Source organism: Bacillus mesophilus, from assembly GCF_011008845.1.
GTDB lineage: Bacteria > Bacillota > Bacilli > Bacillales > SA4 > Bacillus_BS > Bacillus_BS mesophilus.
Genome location: NZ_JAAIWM010000001.1, coordinates 971,357 through 993,490, shown reverse-complemented (window position 1 = coordinate 993,490; position 22,134 = coordinate 971,357). Strand labels below are relative to the sequence as shown.

Annotated in this window: 12 protein-coding genes; 10 read left to right on the top strand and 2 right to left on the bottom strand. The window is 35.6% G+C overall.

The window, feature by feature from the left end:
• Positions 1-235: 235 nt before the first annotated feature.
• Complete coding sequence (locus tag G4D63_RS05085; protein ID WP_163178285.1) at positions 236-5,044, top strand: DEAD/DEAH box helicase; 4,809 nt, start codon at positions 236-238, stop codon at positions 5,042-5,044.
• 299 nt (positions 5,045-5,343) lie between these two features.
• Positions 5,344-5,679, top strand: coding sequence for a hypothetical protein (locus G4D63_RS05080; RefSeq protein ID WP_163178283.1), 336 nt, complete (start codon positions 5,344-5,346; stop codon positions 5,677-5,679).
• A 496-nt stretch (positions 5,680-6,175) separates the two neighbouring features.
• Here the strand turns inward: G4D63_RS05080 and G4D63_RS05075 are convergent, their stop codons facing one another.
• The gene (locus G4D63_RS05075; RefSeq protein WP_239585867.1) at positions 6,176-7,345 is read right to left on the bottom strand and encodes an HNH endonuclease; all 1,170 of its coding nucleotides are present in this window, start codon (positions 7,343-7,345) and stop codon (positions 6,176-6,178) included.
• A 347-nt stretch (positions 7,346-7,692) separates the two neighbouring features.
• Positions 7,693-7,833: a hypothetical protein gene (locus tag G4D63_RS05070; RefSeq protein ID WP_163178281.1), complete on the bottom strand. Its 141-nt coding sequence runs from the start codon at positions 7,831-7,833 to the stop codon at positions 7,693-7,695.
• A gap of 401 nt (positions 7,834-8,234) precedes the next feature.
• On the opposite strand from G4D63_RS05070, the gene G4D63_RS05065 reads away from it, so the two are divergent.
• The 8 genes from G4D63_RS05065 to G4D63_RS05030 all read left to right on the top strand — a co-directional run bounded on the left by G4D63_RS05065 (position 8,235) and on the right by G4D63_RS05030 (position 22,067).
• Positions 8,235-11,276 carry a UvrD-helicase domain-containing protein gene (locus G4D63_RS05065; protein ID WP_163178279.1) on the top strand — a complete coding sequence of 1,014 codons (3,042 nt, stop codon included), beginning with the start codon at positions 8,235-8,237 and terminating at the stop codon, positions 11,274-11,276.
• Positions 11,266-13,923, top strand: coding sequence for a hypothetical protein (locus G4D63_RS05060; RefSeq protein ID WP_163178277.1), 2,658 nt, complete (start codon positions 11,266-11,268; stop codon positions 13,921-13,923). The genes G4D63_RS05065 and G4D63_RS05060 overlap by 11 nt, the downstream gene beginning before the upstream one ends.
• Before the next feature lies 1 nt (position 13,924).
• The gene (locus G4D63_RS05055) at positions 13,925-14,119 is read left to right on the top strand and encodes a hypothetical protein (protein ID WP_163178275.1); all 195 of its coding nucleotides are present in this window, start codon (positions 13,925-13,927) and stop codon (positions 14,117-14,119) included.
• A gap of 32 nt (positions 14,120-14,151) precedes the next feature.
• The gene (locus G4D63_RS05050) at positions 14,152-15,543 is read left to right on the top strand and encodes a 3'-5' exonuclease (RefSeq protein ID WP_163178273.1); all 1,392 of its coding nucleotides are present in this window, start codon (positions 14,152-14,154) and stop codon (positions 15,541-15,543) included.
• A gap of 195 nt (positions 15,544-15,738) precedes the next feature.
• Positions 15,739-17,025, top strand: coding sequence for a DNA (cytosine-5-)-methyltransferase (gene dcm / locus G4D63_RS05045; protein WP_204559015.1), 1,287 nt, complete (start codon positions 15,739-15,741; stop codon positions 17,023-17,025).
• A gap of 151 nt (positions 17,026-17,176) precedes the next feature.
• Positions 17,177-20,104, top strand: coding sequence for an anti-phage ZorAB system protein ZorA (gene zorA / locus G4D63_RS05040; RefSeq protein ID WP_163178271.1), 2,928 nt, complete (start codon positions 17,177-17,179; stop codon positions 20,102-20,104).
• A gap of 12 nt (positions 20,105-20,116) precedes the next feature.
• Positions 20,117-20,830, top strand: coding sequence for an OmpA family protein (locus tag G4D63_RS05035; protein ID WP_239585866.1), 714 nt, complete (start codon positions 20,117-20,119; stop codon positions 20,828-20,830).
• Positions 20,823-22,067 carry an EH signature domain-containing protein gene (locus tag G4D63_RS05030; protein WP_163178269.1) on the top strand — a complete coding sequence of 415 codons (1,245 nt, stop codon included), beginning with the start codon at positions 20,823-20,825 and terminating at the stop codon, positions 22,065-22,067. Before G4D63_RS05035 ends, G4D63_RS05030 begins: the two co-directional genes overlap by 8 nt.
• Positions 22,068-22,134 lie beyond the last annotated feature (67 nt).

The following is a 22,134-nucleotide window of genomic DNA, read 5'->3' as shown; positions in this document are numbered from 1 at the left end:
TCAGGAAACCATGGTCTTAAACACAAGAAAGTTAGGAAGTACCACAACATGAACTTGATAATATATTCAAGGGTAACGGATATATTATGGAGTACATCAATCACATAGCAGTTATTAATAGCTGTTTTTTTTAAAACCAAAATATATGCCAGATGAATTATGTTATAGTTTATTTAATATAGTAAAATATTGGATATTAATCTATCAAATTTTAAATAACTAGGGGAGAATTTTAATGGCGGTACCTAAAAACAGTGTTCAAGACAATATTTATTTTAATCAACTGTCAAAGCATAGAGAGCGTCTTGCTGATGCTCTTGATGACCCTGCTTTGCGGGGTGTAAAGACCAGTATTGTCGAGAAGTATTCGGATCAAGCACACTTTATTTATGAGTTGCTCCAAAATGCTGATGATGCAAAAGCTACATCGGCTCGTTTTTTGTTACATAAGGATAAATTAGTATTTGTACACAACGGAACAAGGCGCTTTTCAATATCAAATCCAGCAACTGAAAAAGAGGATTCTGCAAACGGAATACTAGCTGATATTAATGCAATAACATCAATCGCCAATTCTAGTAAACGCGAAGCCACCATAGGTAAATTTGGTGTCGGATTTAAGTCAGTATTTCAATACACCTCAACACCGCATATTTACGACCCAAACATCTATTTTAAAATAGATCGTTTTATAGTACCGACATTAATTAGTGAAGATTCTCCTGGCAGAAAACAAGATGAAACTCTATTCGTTTTTCCATTTGATCACACAGAGCGGGAGGCTGGTGAGGCATATGAAGATATTTCAGATAAACTTCGTTCATTAGTTTATCCTCTTTTGTTTCTTCCAAGTCTTAAGGACATTTCCTTCGAAATTTTGGGTACTAAGGGATCATACCGTAAAAACATTGCGAAAAAGCAGCAATTTGGTGATACTACTGCAGAGTATATTTGCCTTATGCAAAACGACGGTGAGGAACTTTATGAAGATAAGGTGTGGTTATTTTCACGCAAGGATGGTAATAGAAACTCATATTCAGTTGGTTTCTTTCTCGATGAGGAAGAAAATCTGACTGCAAAACAGCATTCAGCCTTTTGCTTCTTCCCGACAAAGGAGGTAACAAATCTTAACTTCATTATTCACGCACCGTTCTTGCTAACTGACAGCCGCGAGGGAATCCGAGTGGGTGTTCCACATAATAAAGGGATGATTGAATCATTGGCCGATTTAGCAGCGGATAGTCTTGTTTATCTTAGGGATATCGGTCTAGCAAATGATTATCCCCTAATTAATGATGATATATTTGACATTATACCTTATGATGAAAGCAAGTTTAGCGATGTGAACGACAAAAGGAAGATTTCATTCATGCCCTTTTATACAGCCATTCATGAAAAAATGAGTAGTGAGGAATTGCTACCAACTTCAGAAGGTTTTGTATCGATGCAAAATGCTTACTGGGCGTATGTTCCTCAAATTGCTGAATTATTCACAATTGATCAGTTGGCTCGTTTAAGCGTAAACGCAAAAGCAAAATGGGTTTTTACATCATTCGGCAGGCAGGATACACGTCGTAAAAATGAGGCACTCACTAAATATATTGATTCAATTACACATGTGTGGATTAATGAAGATGATATTGTTAACGGTTGGAAATTTGAGGGTAGTAAGGAAGTTTTTGGTGGAATCGATAAGGCTTTTATTGAGGGCCAGCCAGTTGATTGGCTACATTCCTTCTATAGTTGGATTGCGGAAACGAGCGGTCGAACAAAGCTGATTAAGAATAAGCCGATATTTCTTAATCAAGACAGAAATGCTGTTGCTCCCCTTGATGAAAATGAACAAGTTGTGTTATTTTTGCCGACTGATACAGAGGGATATAATACTGTTTTACCTGAGTTATTGAAAAATGAGGATACAGCTGCACTTCTTAAGCAGCTTGGAGTTGAACGCCCTTCCTTGCGGGATGAAATCTACAATCATATTCTTCCGCTTTATAAAGATAATAAAGGGGGGATTAACACTTCGCAACATTTTCAGAAATTCTTTCAGTATTATAACGAATGTCCCAAGAATGAAGTCGATAGATTTATATCACTCATTAAAGAATATGCTTTTGTTAAGTTTCGTTCAGCTGATGATGATAAGATTTATCGCGGAAAGGCAAGTAATCTTTATCTTCCGAGCGATACCCTAAGAAAATGGTTTCAAGCTAAGCTAGATACTAGATTCATAGTTTTGGAAGAATATTTAAAACTAATTGGTGAGGGCAAAAACGAGGAATTATATAGATTTTTTACAGACCTCGGTGCGAAGGATGAACCAAGGATCCTAACACGTGAGTTGAGTGATGAAGAAGCTTATCAAATCAGGGATGATTGGCCGAATTCTACCCGGGTTAGGAAATGGCATGAAAAGTATATTGATGGTTGTGAAGAATTAATCGAATATTTAATTCAAAAACAAGATGCTGATTTATCCGTTATGGTATGGGAGCAGCTATTGAAGTATGTTGAATACGGATATTCTTACAACAGCTTGCGGAACATATTACAAGGGAAATGTGAGTATTTTTATCGTAGTCCGCGGTATATGGAGTTTGATTCGAGTGAAGCATTGAGACTTCGCAATTCGTCCTGGCTCCTCAATAGTGATACCGAATTCGTATCAGCAGGTGAATTAACAGTACAAACCTTATCGCACCAATATGATTTGTCAAAGGACGAGGCGGTGGAGCTTCTTCGGTATTTAGTTATTGATAATACAAATGCAGGTACTGATTATGACGATGATAATTTAACAGAGGAGCAACGAGAAAAAATTGAACTAGCTGAAGCCCTTTATGATATTCCAAGCGAAGAACTTAAGCGGTTCGCGGAGCAATATCGGGCCAATAAGCACTCCTCTACTCATCAGGCTGATGGTGACGAAACGGATGAAGGAGAAGAATTCGATAAAGCTTCAGAAAACCAAGCTGTTTCTCGTATAGCAAAAGAGATTGGGAAAAGAGCTGTTTCTGTTCCAAAAACAAAAGAGACTGCTGCTCCCTTTACAGAAGAACACACAATAGAATCTGATGAGGATGAATACACAAAGCCATCTATCAATTTTAGCAAGAAAATAGAGCAAGCAAAACAACGAAGTGCAAACGAAATAGCAGAAATCGCTCAGATAGATGAATTATCACAAAAAGCGTTAAATGCAGAAAAGTACTCTTTCGGATGGTTCAAAGCTTTACTTGAACTTGAATCGCTAAATAGGGGTGATAATACTGCTAACAGCAGAGAGATTTCTATATCTTTCTCAAAGGTAGAACTTGAGGAAGGCACTTCACGAACACTTATTTTAAAGCATCCGAGTCGTTATATTCCTCAATCTATGGAAGACCTTGCGGATATACCACTTGAATTGCATTTTGCCAATCAGCCCATGGTAAAAGTGGCAGTTGAGGTTGTTAACGTAAAATCTTACACTTTAAGGGCGAAATTGAAGACGAATGCGCAAATTGATGGGGTAGAATTATCACTCGTTACTGAGGCTAGAATTGAGGCAAAGAATCCTGTGTTTCTATTAGAGGAACTACGAAAAGGGTTTAATAACCTTGATTTAGATGACGACTATGATATGCAGTACAACCTATGCGATAATATTGAATTTGTTTTCGGACCGCCCGGAACCGGAAAAACAACGCACTTGGCAAAAGAGGTTATTCTTCCCCTTATGCAAGAAGATAATAACCTAAAAGTACTTGTTTTAACTCCGACAAACAAAGCGGCAGACGTTCTTGTGCGTCGTCTTATGGAAATTGACCAAAACAATAGTTATACTCAATGGCTTGTACGGTTTGGCGCGACGAACGACAGTGTCATTGAGCAGAGCGGTGTTTTTCGTGATAAGACCACGAACATTCGAACATTTCCAAGAAATGTAACCGTGACGACTATCGCCCGTTTCCCATACGATTATTTCCTGCCAGAAGGAGATACAAGACTTCATTTGAATGCTCTAAACTGGGACTATATCATTATTGACGAAGCATCCATGATACCGCTAGTAAATATCATTTTCCCACTTTATAAGAAGACACCTGAGAAGTTTATAATTGCGGGTGATCCTTTCCAGATAGAACCGATTACTACAGTTGATATATGGAAAAACGAAAACATTTACACCATGGTGGAGCTTAAATCATTTACTGATCCTAAAACGATTCCTCATCCGTACCGTGTTAAGCTACTGACCACTCAATATAGAAGTACTCCCGAAATTGGTGAGGTATTTAGTCAGTTTACATACGGCGGTGTGTTACACCATAACCGAACCGCAGATAATAGGCGACCGTTGCTTATTGAAGAGTTCATGGATATAAAGCCATTAAATATCATTAAGTTTCCTGTAAGTAAATATGAAAGCATTTTTCGTCCGAAACGTCTACAAAGCAAAAGTAATTATCATGTGTATTCTGCACTTTTTGCATTTGAGTTCGTAAAGTACATGTCTTCTCTTCTTGAAAAGGTCAATGGAAATGAGTTTTTCAGAATAGGTTTAATCGCACCATATCGTGCTCAGTCTGACTTGATTGATAAGTTAATGGCTTCTTTCAAGTTTCCAAAGAATATAGATGTTCAAGTAGGGACAATCCATGGATTTCAAGGTGATGAATGTGACATTATTTTTGCACTGTTCAACCCGCCACCGTCCATATCATCTTCAAAGGATATGTTTCTTAATAAACTTAATATCATAAATGTCTCTATTAGTAGAGCTAGAGATTATCTGTTTATATTAATGCCGGATGATGCTACGGTAAATGTAGGAAATCTCACAATGATAAAGAGAGTAGAACAACTATGCAAGAACCAGCCGGACTGGATTGAGTTGGAATCGCGGCATATTGAAGAAGTAATTTTCGGAAGCAACAGCTATCTTGAGGATAATTCATTTTCAACAAGTCATCAGCTGGTTAACGTATATGGAAAACCTGAAAAGCGTTATGAGGTTAGAAGCGAAGACAATGCTGTAGATGTTCAATTACATGATTAGTTATGTATCTGAAAAGATTATATTTTAGCATTTTAAATTAATGCCATACAAGGGTCGGTTCCTATGATTTATAGGAACCGACCCTCTTTTTAATAAAGAAGAACAGTATGACATATAAAGAAAGGGTTTATTCTTTTTTTCAAGGGAACTGTCCTTAATTTAGTCAAAAAGACAGGGGTAACAATTGATAAAAAAAGAAAAAACGAACCAATCGGAATAGTAGGATTTTGGAGGGTATTTACAGGAATTGTCGAATTTGTTAAAAAACAATAATAACTAATTAGAGAAGGGGATTTGCTATGGCATTACCTTGGACTACCGACCAGCAATATCTATTAAATGTAATAAATCTTTATCGTGAGCAAATGAATGGTAAAGACCTTAAAACTCAAAAGCGTATTACTAAAGAGCTAGCCGAACAACTTCATACAAGTAATCAGGGTCTCCAACATCGTACGATTCAATCAATAAATGAACGTCTACCATATTTAGAAAACTTATTAGCTGGGGTGTTTGAGATTCATAACTATGCGGCAAAGGATCAGCATTTATACTCCGTTAAACCAAGAACAATTGGCGATAAGACTCCTAATCTATGTAATACTAGGCATTCCTTTAATGGGGATTTAAGGTGAAGTTATTTATGAGTTTAAATTAAAACCAGCGCAATAATAGCGGTGAGGAGAAAATGAAACTGATTCAAATTATTCTGGGACAAAATATAAAGCTAGTTTTATTTACTAGCAGGTGGGTGGTAGTAATAAGAAGTTATAGATAGAGGATCTGAAGCAACCCCTCCTTGACTACCAGCCTTATATACAGCACCTTATACAAGTGGTCCTTCTGATAATGTGTATAACTAAAGCGCATGGTTGCCTCCTATATCAAAAAAATGAGTGTATTAGTAAGTACAAACAAAATCATTTATAATATTATACCAGAATTAGTAAATAGAACTGTTATATAATAATTAGAAACCAGGAGGGATGTATATGAAAATAGCACTAATCAGGTGCACGAATTAAAACAATCCCATACTTGCGAGGCGCGAAAATGTATAAATTAACTATATTAGTAAAGGGGAGACAAGTAGTCTCTCCTTTATTATATTTTTCTTATTTTATGAGAATTTTAAAGGTTTGATTTATTAATTTCCTTAAAGTACGTCCTATGCCAATCCATATAATCCTGTTCCTTTTTGTTTAATTGAATTTTTATACCTTCGTGAATGTTAAGAAGAGAAAACGTACTTTCATCTAGTCTTTCAGATATCAAAATCTTTCCTTTTTCATCAAACGTAATATATCCCTTATCGAAAACGGAATCATGATTTGGGCATAATAGTAGTCCGTTATTAGGATCTAAGCGTTCCTTATTATTTGACTTACTCCAAGCTTTAATGTGACTAGCGATAAGAAATCTCACATCTCTAAGTCCACAAATATTACAGCACTTCTTGTTTTGGAGTAATATTTTCTTGAACTTTCTTTGTCCAAGTCTTGCCTTAGTCATTGCAACTACTTCAGTTTCACCAGCTTCTACTGACTCTTCAATATCTTCTCTTTCTGTTCTGTATGAAGGCCTCCTATAATAGGATTCACTTACTTGTGCTCTTATTAATTTAAACCACTGCTTCCCATCTTCTTCCGTGTAATGATTTTTATATTCGAAGATTCCATTTAGAAAAAGATTATTTCCATCTTTAATAGAATCCTCCTTAATGAATACGAAAAGTGGAATTCCCTTCTGTTTAGATTCAATTATTTCTCGATTATATTTATGATTGTATGTCCCTTGAGGTGTTTTTTTAAAGTAATATTTTAAAACGAAATCTTCTTCAAGCCATTTGTTAGGATGAACACCTTTATTGAGATTAGCTACAATTAGGATGGCTTTGTTATCACGCGCTATATCCCCATATATTGGATAGATTCCATTTTGTATGGTGTAAGTTTTTGAAAACAGAGCAATCTTCCAAGGGGAGTACGTTTCACCAATTTTAAAATCACTAATTTCAGTGATATCTTCTTTATACTTCTCAGTAATTTGAATCCCTTCATCTAGGAGATGGTCTAATGGAGTAGCTCCATGCTGTTTCATTAGATCGTTAATAGTTACTTTTGATTGATTATTACTTCTGTAGTAGATCAAAAAATCATGTAGATCACCAATTCTATCTAGATATTTAATATTTTGTTCTATATAGGAAATACTAACCTTATTCGAATTAGAGACTCCTACTTGATTTTTAACCTCATTAAGTTCAGATAGAATTTTATCCTTGTATTGAACTATTTCCATAATAGTCTCCTTAAAATGTTATTTATTATTTCGAGTTTATTTTAAATTAGATGACTATACAACAATCCATAAATAGTTATTTATGAAAAGTGTAGGTGAAGGGTATTCTTCTCAGAACGATAAGAATCAATTTTTTAAAACTGTGCTGGACATATTGCCTGTCTCCTTATTCCCGAAGAACAGAGATTACTAAAAAACAATATAGACAAAGGCTAATCAATCATCAGTTTAAATTACTACAAAATTAATGTCTTCATAAAAAAACACTCATCCAGAGTGGCTTTCCTTTAATCATTGATATACTCCTTTCTTATCCAAGAAATACAATTCTCGAGCTTTACATAAGGCTAATTCCGATACACAATAAAATAAAAGTCAGCCATCGCATTCAAAACGTCTTTATGAATCACTAGATTAACTGGAGCTTCTGCATATTTGTGATAAAGAAAAGTGTCTAAAAAAACAGCTAATACATGTTCACCCTTCATAACCTCCTTAATTTTGCTTTTAGATTGATTTGTATTTAAGCTAACACCTCTTTTTTTATTGAATCCAGAAATCCATTGGTAATAGCGGTCATTTCATATTTTATGAATTTAACTTGGGATTATTTTCAATTTACTGATATTATGAAAGATAGGGCAAAATGATGAATGGTGTCTAAATTAGTGGTAACGCCATTGATTCAGTTAGATGAAGCTTTAAAGTAATAAAAATTAGTTTTCATATGTAAGTACAGTTGTAAAGACTGAGCTTACTTTTTCATGATTTATTTGCCGGAATTATCCAGTACTGGAGAAATCTTTTTTATGACTTGTCTGAATTTAATTGTAAAATAGTATGTAGGTAATTAGGATTACGTTTAAGGTCTAAATGGGGGTATCGACTATTGTTTATAGAGACTGATTTGGAAAATAGAGCTGGAGTCGAGGCGGAACGAAAAGTATGGGATGCAGTGAAGGGATATTTTGCTGGGCGTAATAGCTTTGCATTTCTTCATTATCCTATGTTTAATCGAGGTCATCAAGGCCGAAAAGAAATTGATATCTTACTAGTGGATCAAGAGCTGGGTGTCACTGTTATTGAGGTTAAGGGTATTCGAATCGATCAAATCGAATCGATACAGGGACATGTTTGGACCTATCGTGACTTTTATACAGATAAAGGAAACCCATATAGTCAGGCGGAACAACAGCTTTATATGCTATGTAATAAATTAGAGAAAAATCCATTGCTTTATCGTAGCTTTAGCAAGCGTGTCGTGATTGCTCTACCTAATATTACTCGCTCAGAATGGGAGATGAGAGGCTTTGATAAGTTATTGCATTCTCCGCCCATTCTATTTCAGGACGACCTGCTGAATAATATTAGTATACTAGAAAGCTATTTTATAGTAAAAGCGAACGAACCTTTAAATAATCGACAGTGGTCCATCATGAAGAGCCTTTTTTCAATTATGGATGAAGCAGAGACGTCTTTTGTTCCACAAGAGGCTTATTTCTCTAAGCTTTATATTCTTTCTAGTGAAGAGCAGTTTGTTCAACACAAAGCTGCTATTGAACAAGCACTGAGTAAAGGGTTAAAAATATTCCTATTAAGCTATGTTCAGCTACCTGAGCAATGGATAAATCAGTTTAAACCATTTCGAGATGAATATCAGCTGTTAATTTATACAAATTTATATCAAGCTGTAAGACAGGATGCTATCGTTATCCAGGATGGAGAACAGGTAACGGAGACTATTCAAGAAATCATTACCTCTAACTTTCCTAAGTTCAATTTAGGTCAATATAAAGCCTCCCATGCACCACTTGATGAGCATTTAATGGTGACCGCTGGCGCAGGAACGGGAAAAACGCATGTAATGATTGATCGAATTTTATTTTTACTCGCAAAGGGAGAGCTATCCCTTAAAGATGTCATTATGATAACGTTTACCAATGATTCTACGAATGAAATGAAGGAGCGTTTACAAAAGAAGCTGATTCATTTATCAAAGCTAACTGGTCGAACGAAATACCTGCTTTATGCTGAAGATATAAAAGAAATGCAAATTAGCACCATCCACTCTTATGCAAAATCGATCATTGTGTCGTTAGCACATGAGCTTGGGCTTGGCCGAAACGTTCAGCTACGAAGCTTTGTCAAAACAAAAAAGGACATTATTGAACAGCTTGCGAATGAATACTTCCGTACCAAAACGGTCAAAGGGCTCGTTCAGCTTAAGTTTCCTCATTATGAATTAATCAATGTCATGTATGATTTTTGGGAAGAGATGGAGAAAAAAGGCTTAACGAAGAAGGAAATCATGGATTTAGATTGGGGACAAGCGAAATCTACTGAGTATGAGAGTGTTCATGGTTTATTCGAGTACGTATTCAAGCATTGTGAGGATAAGCTTGATCAGGAGAAGAAAAAGGAAAATGCGGTATCAATGGGTGACCTCATTCGAAAAATTAAGGATTTTAGTCAAGATCAAGACAAAATGGTACAAATAAAAGGAAATAAGTTTTTATTTGTCGATGAATTTCAGGATAGTGATAATGTTCAGATTGAAATGGTGGCTAGTCTAGCAAACTACCTAAACTATCAGTTATTTGTCGTAGGAGATGTGAAACAATCAATCTATCGATTCCGTGGAGCGGATTACAGATCCTTTGATGTATTAGATAGCAAGGTAAAAGCAAATTCAAAACAGGATACCGTTTTTACTAGCATCTCATTAAATCAAAACTACCGTACATCGACAAGTATCCTTAATAAATTGGATCAATTGTTTGTGGAATGGGGTAAAAAGGGCTGGCTTTCATATTCAAAGGATGATCGGTTAGAGGGAGCCACTGATGCTGTTGAAAAGAGGAATGAATTTCAATTTATATCGGTGAGGGACAATAAACGAGCAGAGCTTGAAATGGTTGATGCTATTAAGGAATCTTTATCGATGACGAAAGCCCTTCCGAAGGACAAAAATCGTAAAATCGCGTTAATTGTTAGAACGAATTCACAAGCGAAGGCAGTCAATAAGTGGTGTGATGTAGCAAGTATTACTACCCTGCAAAATCTAGATGGAACATTCTTTACAAGTGATGCAGTTCGAGATTTTAAATACCTGCTAGAAGGTCTCTTATATCCAAATGATGCAAAGTATGTATTGAATGCCCTACAGACCCCTTATTTTAGGTATGAGATTCCGTTTCAAGTGTTATTACCGTTTTCAGGAGAAAGTAGAAGAATATTGGATTTTATCCATAGTAAAATCGGTAAGAATTTTACCCAATATGTCGAGCAGCTAAAGGTCCTTCCTATCATGGCAATTATTCAAAAAATCATTTCAGAAAAAGGGATATTCGAGCATTTATCGGAGTACTCTCAAAAGCGAAAAGCGCAAGGAAATGATGAAATCAATATCCAGCAATACAAGGTGAATCTGTTTCACCTAATGAATATGATTCAGCAGCAGTTTGATACGATGAGTAGTACCTTATTTACGTTACACGAATGGTTGACCCTGCAAATTCGAACGAATCGAACAGAAAATGAGCCGATGATTGAAACGACTGAACAAACGGTCGAAATCACAACTGTACACCGTTCGAAAGGTCTGGAATATCACACGGTCATTATTCCAAAAACAGACTACCAATTTGAAAGTGACCGAGACTCCTTCTACATTCAAGAGGAAAATGAAATGATTGGTGGGAAAAGAAAAGTAGGCTGGTATTTAAAAAATCGTGATAGCAGTAGCTACTATGATCAATTAAATACGCTAGAGCGAAATGAAACGAATAAAGAAGAAACACGACTTCTATATGTGGCGATGACCAGAACAAAGGAAAGACTTGTCGTCATCTTACCAGAACAGGATAAGAAGCAAACATGGTCTTCATTAATCAAAGCAACAGGTAATAAGGGGGTGCGAAATGACCGTTAGTGTATACACCTATCACCATCCTCAAAAATGGCAGGAACAAAAGGATTTATACGATGGAATCAAGCATGAAATTCATATAACCGCAACAAAGAATATGGCAGATGGGATAAAGGATTGCTATCGAAATGACGAAAAAGGTGAGTTTCAATACATCTTTACCATCCGCCAAGTGATGAGCAGGCTATTGGGAAGCTGGAGTTCTCCTGAAACTCAATTAAATCAATATTTAACCCTTTCAAAAACGATTAGTGAATCGTCAGGCTCACAAAATCTGAAGGATGCATTTCGCCATAACACAACAGAATTACTTGATACGATTCGTTCTTTAGTGTTTACGCGCTTAACTCCGAATGATGTTAAACTAGGCAAATTAACACAGAAAGAGGAATTCTTTCATGACATTTGGAAGGCCCTTGAATTAAATGATTCCACTTATCACGAGGTAAGGATTACTTTACAGCGTGTGTGGAAACGCGAAGCTATCATTAAAGGCTTAAATCGTTCTTTGGAAAGCCAGTTCGAAGAAGGTATAGAACAAGAAGAGCTTGTGATCCCAGATACTAAAACGAAGCTTATCTTACATGGCTTCTACTTCGTAACACCAGAACAACAGATATTTTTGAAAAAATTGCAGCAAGCCGGATTCGAAATTGTTTTCTATCTTTTTTATGATGAGCGTTTTCCAAATACGTTTGATTTTACAAAAGCATTCATATCCAAAAGGTTTGACTGGACAGATGAATGGAACGTTCAAGAGAGAACTAATCTTCCCTCAGAGACGATTGGTACTGCCTTATTAAACTCCTTTGAAGAAGGGCAAGTTAATCAAACGGCTATACGAAAACAAATTAAGGCATATGAAACCTTCTTTGATTTTCTCCATGAAGAAATAATGAAGCATTATCCAATTGGGGAGAAGACGAACAAGTTAAAAACGAAGGACTTCCAATTTATCGCGACAAATGCGGATATTTTAAATGAAATCCTCGTGCAATATTATCCTGAGAATTTTTCTGATCAACGGAATTTCTTGAATTATCCGGTTGGTCGATTTATTTTAAAAATTCATGAGATGCTTCAAGAGGGTGACTTAGTTTTAAATGAAGAGATTCTTATGAGTACGTTCTCTTCTGGTTGGCTGTTCGATATCGTGTACCGAAAGAATGCTAGAGATTATACGCATGAGCTAAAGCAGCTATTTCCTTTCTTTCAACAATGCACCACTGTAAAGGAATGGATTCAACGTTTCCAGGATTTGATTACTCAATACGAGCAGATCATTCCCCTGTTTGAAAGTCCAGGAGATAACCGAGTATTAGAAAGTATACGTAGCCCATTTACGAAGCTAGCGTATCTGTCCTTAGACATTGATGACATTAAGCAAATAAGAACGTTCATCCTGCTTTTAGAAGAGATGGCCACCAATTTATTTGTTCTTTCTACAGATACGATCTCAATTAGTGAGCATTTCTCGCGTCTAGCTAATTTGATTAGAGAGCATAATCCAATCAAACATACTGTATTACAAAACGAGGAAGAGCGCTTAATTGAAAAATTAAAATATAAAATTTCTCAGATCGAGGACGAGCATCTCTTTTTGTACGAAGATATCGGTCAAGCCATCCACTTTTATCTAAGCGGTAAGTTTTCAGAGGAAGAGGATGCGTTTATTAAACCATTTATCGAAGTCGACGGGGAAGCATTTAAGAAAAATGTTCAAACATTTTATGTAACTGGACTTGATGAGCAAGGGCTACCTTTAAGTGAGTTCAGTATCCCTTGGCCATTACAGGAAGAAACCTATGCTTTATTAAGTGAAAATCACCGTGTGCTAGAGCTTAATGAATTACGAAATAAGTCGGTTAAACAGATTTCGCGATATTTACTTTTTATTGCATTAGATTTTCTACCTCATACTCAATTAGAGCTATCGTGGATACGAAACTTCCTTGACCGTGTTGATTTACAACCGGCCGTGTATTTACATCAGCTTGATCTACAGATAGTCGATCATAAGTTTGATTCAAACGATAAGAAAAAGCTCAAAGAAAATCCATTTGTTTTTAGTCAATACACACCAAACGAAGTGGACTTAAAAGCTGCTTACGAGGAATTAAAATATGAGGATATACTAGCCGAATATGAATTATGTCAGCGACGTTTTTATTATGGCTATGTGCTAGATCGTTATCCTGTTTTTAAAGATGAATTTATTCACCAGTTTATTTTTACGGAGATTGTGAAGCTAGTAAAGCGTTATACACAGCAGAAGGATGAAGAGGTTATTGAATTAGTTAGTGAGCTGTTCCCTCAGTGGACTGACTTTAAGAAAAAATCACTAGCTATGTCGAGCATTGGTTATGCTGGACGCCGTCAAGAAAGACAAGACATGATTATGGAAAATGTATCAGTTAGTGAAACTCGTAAAAACTTTCAATTCCCTGGATTGAAAAAAGACGATCGTGAAAAGCTATTTGAGCTTGCCATCAGCAAGAAGGATGAAATCATGAAAAGTCTGAAAAACCCATCACCAGAAGCTGCAGCCACATTAGAGGCCACACCAGGATATAATTGTCGCTTCTGTCCACATCTAGATTATTGCTCTGCAGGGGTATTTGCGATTGATGAGGCGGTGAAAAGAAAGTAATATGAATGTACAAGTATGGAAAATAGTTGCAACGAAGTGGCGAACATTAGAGGAAACGGTACAGCCTTTATCGATTGTCGAAGAAATCACCATTAAAGCTGTTAAAGAAATAAAGGATAAGGGATTACTCCAATCTTCGCTTGATTACTTAAAGTCAGGTAGTTCTGAATTAGATAACGATGGTGATTGGCCGTAAAGAGTTCTTAATAGAGGGGTAGATAAAAGACTATGTGTGCTAGCTTTAATCATAAACTAACGAAGCAACAACAAGAAATCGTTGACTTTACTGGAAATGAAGTATTAATTCGTGGAATTGCTGGAAGTGGTAAAACACTTGTTTTATTGAAGAAAGCGAAGGAAACAGCAGAGAAATATCCAAAAGACAAAATCGCTATTTTTACTTATAGTAGCACACTTACAAATGCGGCAAAGCTTTTAATGCGTGAGTTTAATTTAACTAACATTGATATTCGTACTTTTCATAGCTGGGCGATGAGCTCATACTATAAAGTGATGAATAAAAGCTATAAGATGCTTGATACTAGATATAAAGATTCGTTTAAAAATGCCCTTCAAAAAGTGTCAGCTACGTCTAAGCATCGTTTAGTGAATTCAAAGGAATATAGTGAGTTCTTAAAGGATGAGATTTCTTGGATGAAAGGGAAAGGTATTGATTCATTAGAGGAATACCTTGAAGCGAATCGTCGAGGCCGTGGTAGTGAAGTGCGTGTAACAAAGGATGATCGAAAAATTATTTTCAAGGTGTACCAAGCCTATCAAAACGATAAAGGCAATTTCCTAGATTTCGATGATTTTGGTTTAATCTTTTCTAAAAATTTATCTGAAATAAGTAATGATGTAAAGTTTGACCATATCTTTATCGATGAGGCACAGGACCTTCAGCAGGCACAGCTACTAGTATTAAGGGCCGCTGCTCGTAAATCTTTTATCGTAGCTGCTGATAAAGGGCAAAAAATCTATAAAACGTCGTTTGCTTGGAGAGACATTGGATTAAATATAACAGGAGGACGTACAAAAATTCTAAAGGACTCCTTCCGATCCACAAAACAAATTATTCAGCTTGCTGCTAGCTTACAACAGCATGATTCTATCATTAAGGATGATGAATATGTTCCACCTGTTTTACCTTCAAGAGAAGGTCCAAAACCTGTTCTCATCCATTGTTCAACAAAGGAATCACAGGATAAAGAAGTGGCAAAGGCTATCAAGCAAATCCAAGCCGAAACACCAAAAGCAACCATTGCTATCTTAACACGTGACTGGCGAAGTGCCTTTAGAATTAAACATTCACTTGATGCACTAAGGCTACAGTCCCAATTCATTAAAAAGGAAGAAGGAAATCCTCATGAACCAGGTATTAAACTTTCAACCTATCATTCTTCCAAAGGCTTAGAGTTTGACTATGTCATGGTAATGGATTTAGTTGACCCTAATCTAGCAGATGACGTTGATGAAGAACAATATTGGGAGCTAGAGCGCCGTCTGTTATATGTCTCTATTACAAGAGCATGCACATATTTACAGCTATATTCACATGGAAATGCTTCACGTTTGTTGAAGGAATTAGACGATAGTTTCTATGATAAGGTTAGTGTGTAAAGTGAATTTTAGCCAGCTTAATGCTGGCTTATTCTTTTCCTGTTATGGAAAAACTGTAAGAAAGATACACGATATCTTACGATAAGATTATGATAAAATATAGAGATATAATAAAAAAAGCACATGTATTCCTTGATCTTCCGTCAGAGTTGATATATAATAGCAGTATATATGTTCGTATTTTTGGAGGTAATTATGAAGAAGACTGTCATAGAGCTATTTGCAGGTGTTGGTGGATTTCACCTCGGTCTTAAAGGAGCAGGCTGGGATGTTGTTTGGGCTAATCAATGGGAACCAGGTAAAAAGGTTCAGCACGCATATGATTGCTACATGTCTCGTTTCCCTGAAGTGGAAGCTCTCAATGTTGATATTGCCCAAGTCAATGATAATCCTGAAGAATATCCCATTCCCGACCACACATTGCTTGTAGGGGGATTTCCTTGTCAGGACTATTCGGTTGCCCGGACGAAAGCCGATGGAATTGAAGGGAAGAAGGGCGTCTTATTCTGGGAGATTAGTAGAATTATAAAAAGCAAACAGCCACCTTTTGTCCTATTGGAAAATGTGGATCGATTATTAAAGTCTCCAGCTAAGCAACGAGGTCGAGACTTTGCTGTTATGCTGGCAACGTTTCGAGACCTTGGCTACGGTGTAGAATGGCGCGTGCTAAATGCAGCGGATTATGGTTTTGCACAAAGACGAAGAAGAGTCTTTATCTTTGCTTTTCATGAGTCGACGAAATACAACAAATCACTTAAAAAGCAAAGCTTTGAAAAAATCCTCCACGGAAAGGGATTATTTTCTCAGGCCTTTCCTGTTGAAAAGGAATATTCTAAAAACCACCCACCTTTTAAAAAGGAATTAGACCATGATATTGTAAAGGTTTCAGATACGTTTTCACTAACATTTAGAAATAGTGGGATCATGCTGGATAGTGAATTGTACACAGAAGAAACGATTCCACAATATGTTAAGCCGAAAACGCTTGGTGAGATATTAGAAAAAGATGTAGATAAAAAGTATTACTTGGGACCTAATTTAGACGATTGGAATTTCATGAAGGGTGCCAAGAAGATTGATAGAGTAAGTAAAACAACAGGTCATAAATATACGTATGCAGAAGGTCCTGTTGCCTTCCCAGACCCCCTTGATAAACCGGGACGTACGATGCTAACAAGTGAATCCAGTAAAAACAGAAGTACTCATGTTGTTCGTGACCCTCAGACAGGAGAGCTACGATTACTTACACCGGTTGAGTGTGAACGGTTAAATGATTTTCCACCTAATTGGACAAACACAGGAATGCCCGAGAAATTCCGATATTTTACGATGGGTAATGCACTAGTGGTTGGTCTTGTTACAATAATGGGAGAAACGTTAGATCAAATTATTAAAAAAGAGTCTATTAGAAAAGCAAAAGTGAAAAATACACCTAAAATAAAGAGCGATACACAACAAGAGCAACTTTCATTTAAAATATAATCGTTATAGTTATATTTACCCAAGACAGTGGATAATTACCGCTGTCTATTTTTGTCGAAAATAATCAGAAGTAGTCTAATTCTGCTAATATAGCATAGAGTAGATATCTTTTTTTAGTATATAGATCCTAGATTGATGGAGGTAGAATGGATTGAATTCTTTTATTGTGAATATAAGTGGAGACCCACTAATTTATACTCTTGTTTTCTTGTTTATTAGCTTTATTGTTTTCTATTCTTATCGTGTTATAAAAGTGAAAAATGACATTAATAAGGTAAATGCGGAGCTGACACGGTTGTCGGAAGAGACCGCAAGAGGAAAAATAGAGAAGTTTGATAGATGGATACTTGAACAAAAGTCATTACCAAAGGAAATAACAGAATCCTGGAATAGGTACAACCGTGATTTTAGAGCTAAGAACACTCATATTCCGGATATTTATGATTATTTTACGGAAGATTTGATTGTTCAAAAATATGGGGCTCGAAAGCTTGTAGAAAGTGTCCCGGCCATCTTTGTTTCCATTGGTATTTTAGGTACATTCTTAGGGATCACAGCCGGAATTCAACAAATTGATTATGAAGCGCCATCAGAAGAAATGATGATTGGAATCAAAGTATTATTATCTGGCATGAAAATTGCCTTTTATTCTTCTATAGCAGGGATTTTGTTGTCACTACTTACCTCTTTTATTGATAGAAGTTATTTCTATCGTCAACTACTAAACTCTTTCCATCAATTACGCTTTGGTCTAGATGAAGCTTTTCCAGTAAAAACAGAAGGGCAGCTCTTAGAAGAGATTGTGGTATCTCAAAAAGACCAAATGAGCAAATTTAAATCATTTTTAGCGAACGAAATGATGCCCAAGATGACAACTGGATTATCAGAAACCATCGTAAATGGATTAAACCCACAATTTGAAAAAAATTATGAAATTATGCAACAAATCGTTCACAATACATCTGAAACGCAAGCTGAAAAATTAAATGAAATGGTCAAGTTTTTCGTTCATTCCATGCAAGAAACAGCAGGGAAACAAATTGAACAGTTTGGTAATACTTTAACTCGGACAATGGAATGGCAAGAAAAAGTCCATAGTGAGATGAACCATCTTGTTACGGAATTAAAGCATTCAGCATCTGCACAATCTGAAATGGCGACTCAAACGACTGGCTTAACTGAGAAACTTGGTTATTTTGTAGAAAAGTTAAATCACCAGCAAGAAGAAGTGAAAGAAAATGTTTCTCAACTTCTTATCGTATCTAATCAAAACCAAGAAATTCAACAAGGGTATCATGGGTTACTGGATAAAATGGCTCTAGACCGTCAAAATCAAGATCAACAATTCCATAACCAAATGAATGTTCTAAATGATGCTGTTCACAAGGTACTAGAAAAGGTATTTAATGGCCAAGAAACGCTTGAACAATATCTTCAAGATCAACTTAAGATGCTTCAGAGTGGAATTGGTGACATTTTAGAGAGAATTATTAAAGAGCGAATGTCATTTGAACAACAACTAACATTACAGGTGACTAAAGTGACTTCTAGCCTTGGAGAACTTCTTGGAGATATAAGTAATGAACGTACTGCATCAGGGCAACAATTCCAAGAGCAAATGAAGGCACTTTCCACCAATATGAGTGAGGTAGTTGATAGCTTTAAAGAAGAAAGAATAGCATTCGATACACAATTCAGAAGTCAAATCGGAACTTTATCGGAAAATGTAACTAGTATGTTTACCCAACTTACTGAAGAAAGAACTGGATTCAGCCAAGAGTTTAAAGATCAAATGGTTATCCTATCAGAAAGTATGAATCATGTAGTTGGACAGCTTCAAGATGAACGAACTTCATTTGATAATCACTTTAGAAATCAGCTAAGGAATCTTTCACAAGAGATGGGTAATGTTGTAGGTCAACTACAAGAAGAAAGAACTTCATTTGATAATCACTTTAGAAATCAGCTAAGCAATCTGTCACAAGAGATGGGTAATGTTGTAGGTCAATTACAAGAAGAAAGAACTTCATTTGATGATCACTTTAAAAATCAATTGAGTAATCTTTCACAAGAAATGGGTAATGTGGTGGGTCAATTACAAGAAGAAAGAACTTCATTTGACAATCACTTTAAAAATCAATTGAGTAATCTTTCACAAGAAATGGGTAATGTGGTAGGTCAGTTACAAGAAGAAAGAACTTCATTTGACAATCACTTTAAAAATCAGCTGAGTAATCTGTCTAACGAAATGGGTAAAGTTGTAGCCCAACTGAAAGATGATAGAACACAACAAGGACAACAGCAAAAAGAGCAAATAGAAAAACTTTCTCAAGGTGTTAAAGAAATTATTATAGACCTACAAACTGAACGTTCTGATTTTGATATGAGGTTTAGAAGTCAAATGGACCTATTCAGCACAAATATGAACAAGATGACCAACCAAAGCGAACTGTTACAAAGGGTATTTAATGAAACACAAGTATTTATTGAAAGATTTAATGAATCAACTACAAGTTTAGATAGTTTAACAAAATCTAATAAAGAGTTGTCACTAAGTCTTAAAGACCAGTTAAAGTTTACAACACAATCAACACATTCACTGAAAGAAGTCATTTCTGGCATTGGGCAAAACAATGAAGTGTACGTTGAAATTCAAAAAAATATGGAAAAACTATTAAAGTCAATCATTGCAGAACAAAGCAACTTAGACAAAACGAAAGAAAAGATGGTAAACCAAATGAAGCAAGAGGTACAACAAGTTCAACAAAGCATCAATGAACTGAAGACGATTTGGTCTCAAAACAATGATAAGTTAATGAAAAACCAACAGTTATTTGCCAACGTTAACAATAAACTAGATCAGTCTATGAAGAGCTTTACAGACCACATGCATCAGGGCCTAGAGCGAACGTTTGCTCAGTTTGATAAGCAATTAGCTAACTCGATAAATTATCTAGACCGTGGTGTAAGTAGCATTAATGAAGTGGTAACCGAAATGGATAAAGACTTTATGACGATTAGTAAAACGATTAAACAATTTCAAAAGGTCTTAGATGAAGTAGCAATAACTAAGGAGTAGGAGGGATAAGAAATGGCTAGAAGAGTTAGACAGAATCAACGGCATAACGTCTCAGCAGAAGAAGATTTAAATAGTCATTGGATGTCTTATTCTGATTTAATGAGCGCCCTTCTCCTTATGTTTGCTCTTTTTCTGATGGTAAATATATTAAACAATCAAAAATCAATGGAAGAAAAGGATAAGGTAATAGAAGAACTTATCGGTGTTAAGTCCAAAATTATTCAAGAGTTAAATACAGCATTTAGTGATTCAGACTTACAAATGGAAGTTGATCCTCACACAGGTGCAATTCGTTTTTCAAGTGGAGTATTCTTTGATTACAATAGCTCTGGAATCTCGGACGCTGGTAAGCAGCATTTGCAAGAATTTATTCCTCAATATATTAATGTCCTATTATCGGACCAGTTTAGAGACCATGTCTCACAAGTAATTGTTGAGGGTCATACAGACAATGAGGGAACGTACATTTATAATCTAGAATTATCTCAAAATCGATCTTTATCTGTAGTGAAGGAAATATTTTCTGATGAATTTACTGCTTTTCAAAATAAGGAAGAATTGCGCAAAATTATTACCTCCAATGGAAGATCATTTAATGAGCCAATTTTGAATGAAAATGGTGAAATTAATCCAGACAAATCGAGACGAGTGGAATTTAAATTCCGATTAAAAGATGAAGAGTTAATCGATGAAATTGAACAGATGGTGAAGACTAAACATGAATAGTCAATATATAAATCGTCCATTTATCTTTAATAGTACCCATTTAGACAAAGAATCAGAAAGAATGATGCAGAAATATAAAGATTACGATGAGAGTACTCTAGAGGGATATACTTCTACTAGATTACCTGATTTATTAGACGAGATTAAAAGCCTGTTATATAAAAGAGATATTTTAGATAGTTACGCCGAAAATATAAAATCAATTGATTTACGTTTACTTGCCTATGCTTACCCTTATGAAGTGAATGAAAGGGAGACAAACAAGAAAATTTTCTATATTCTCAAGAAAAGATATAACTCTTTTATTGGTAGAAAAATGTGGGCTCATTTTCATTTACTTCCAAAAGATGCACTATTACACGACCTATTAGAATATGCCTTTACAAATGAAGGTAATGACTTCCTATCATTCCAAAACAAATATAGGTGGGAATTCGATACAGTGTTTAAAAGGCAGAAGGATGAAAATGTGTTGCATGGAATAAGCCGTTATATTGTAAATTGCTCTTCTCCTACGATAAAAGAGGCATTTGTTTATCGGAAAATTAAAGAAGATTCTCCACTCGGAAGAAAGTTATGGGCACTAATCTTATTCTATGGAATGGGTGAGAAGAGGTTTTTTGAAAAAGAAAAGATTTCGGACATTATAGCGAGGTTAAATAATCTTCAAAACAACGATTATAACAAAGTAATGAATCGTTATTTAGAGGCCTTTGATGTTAATCAACTTCATGCTGAAATCATGGATTTAGTAGAACGCCGGATTCGAGACCCAAGAAGAAATCCTCAAGGGTGGCAATCTTTCTCTTCAAAAAGTGTAGAGAATGCAAAACGTTGGTTTATGATCAAGGAACTTAGACAGTTTTTTAGCAAAGAAACAAAATACGACCGTTTTAAGTACTGGAATAAATATTCACACTTGTTGGTGGATGTTAAAAAGATTCACTCCCCACCCATTGCTATTATGGACTTTGGTGACTTTGTAACCGTCGAATTCGCTGAACATGGAAATGCTGCTTACTTTTATAAGAAACAACCATTCTTTGATTTTATGTACAAGAGGATAAAGACACTTCGGATTGTTGAAAATGACTTAAAAGACCCTCATGCTAACTATTATATAAATAAACTTATTCATCGAGCTACAAATTACAATCCAGATGCATGGCATATGAGATTTAATCAGTACATGACGCAGTATTTGAAGGGGAATTTTGGGTATAAGCATACAATATGAATAATATGGTTAGAAGCTCTAAGAGTGATTATTAGCTTAGGAGCTTCTTTTTTTATTTTCCACCCTT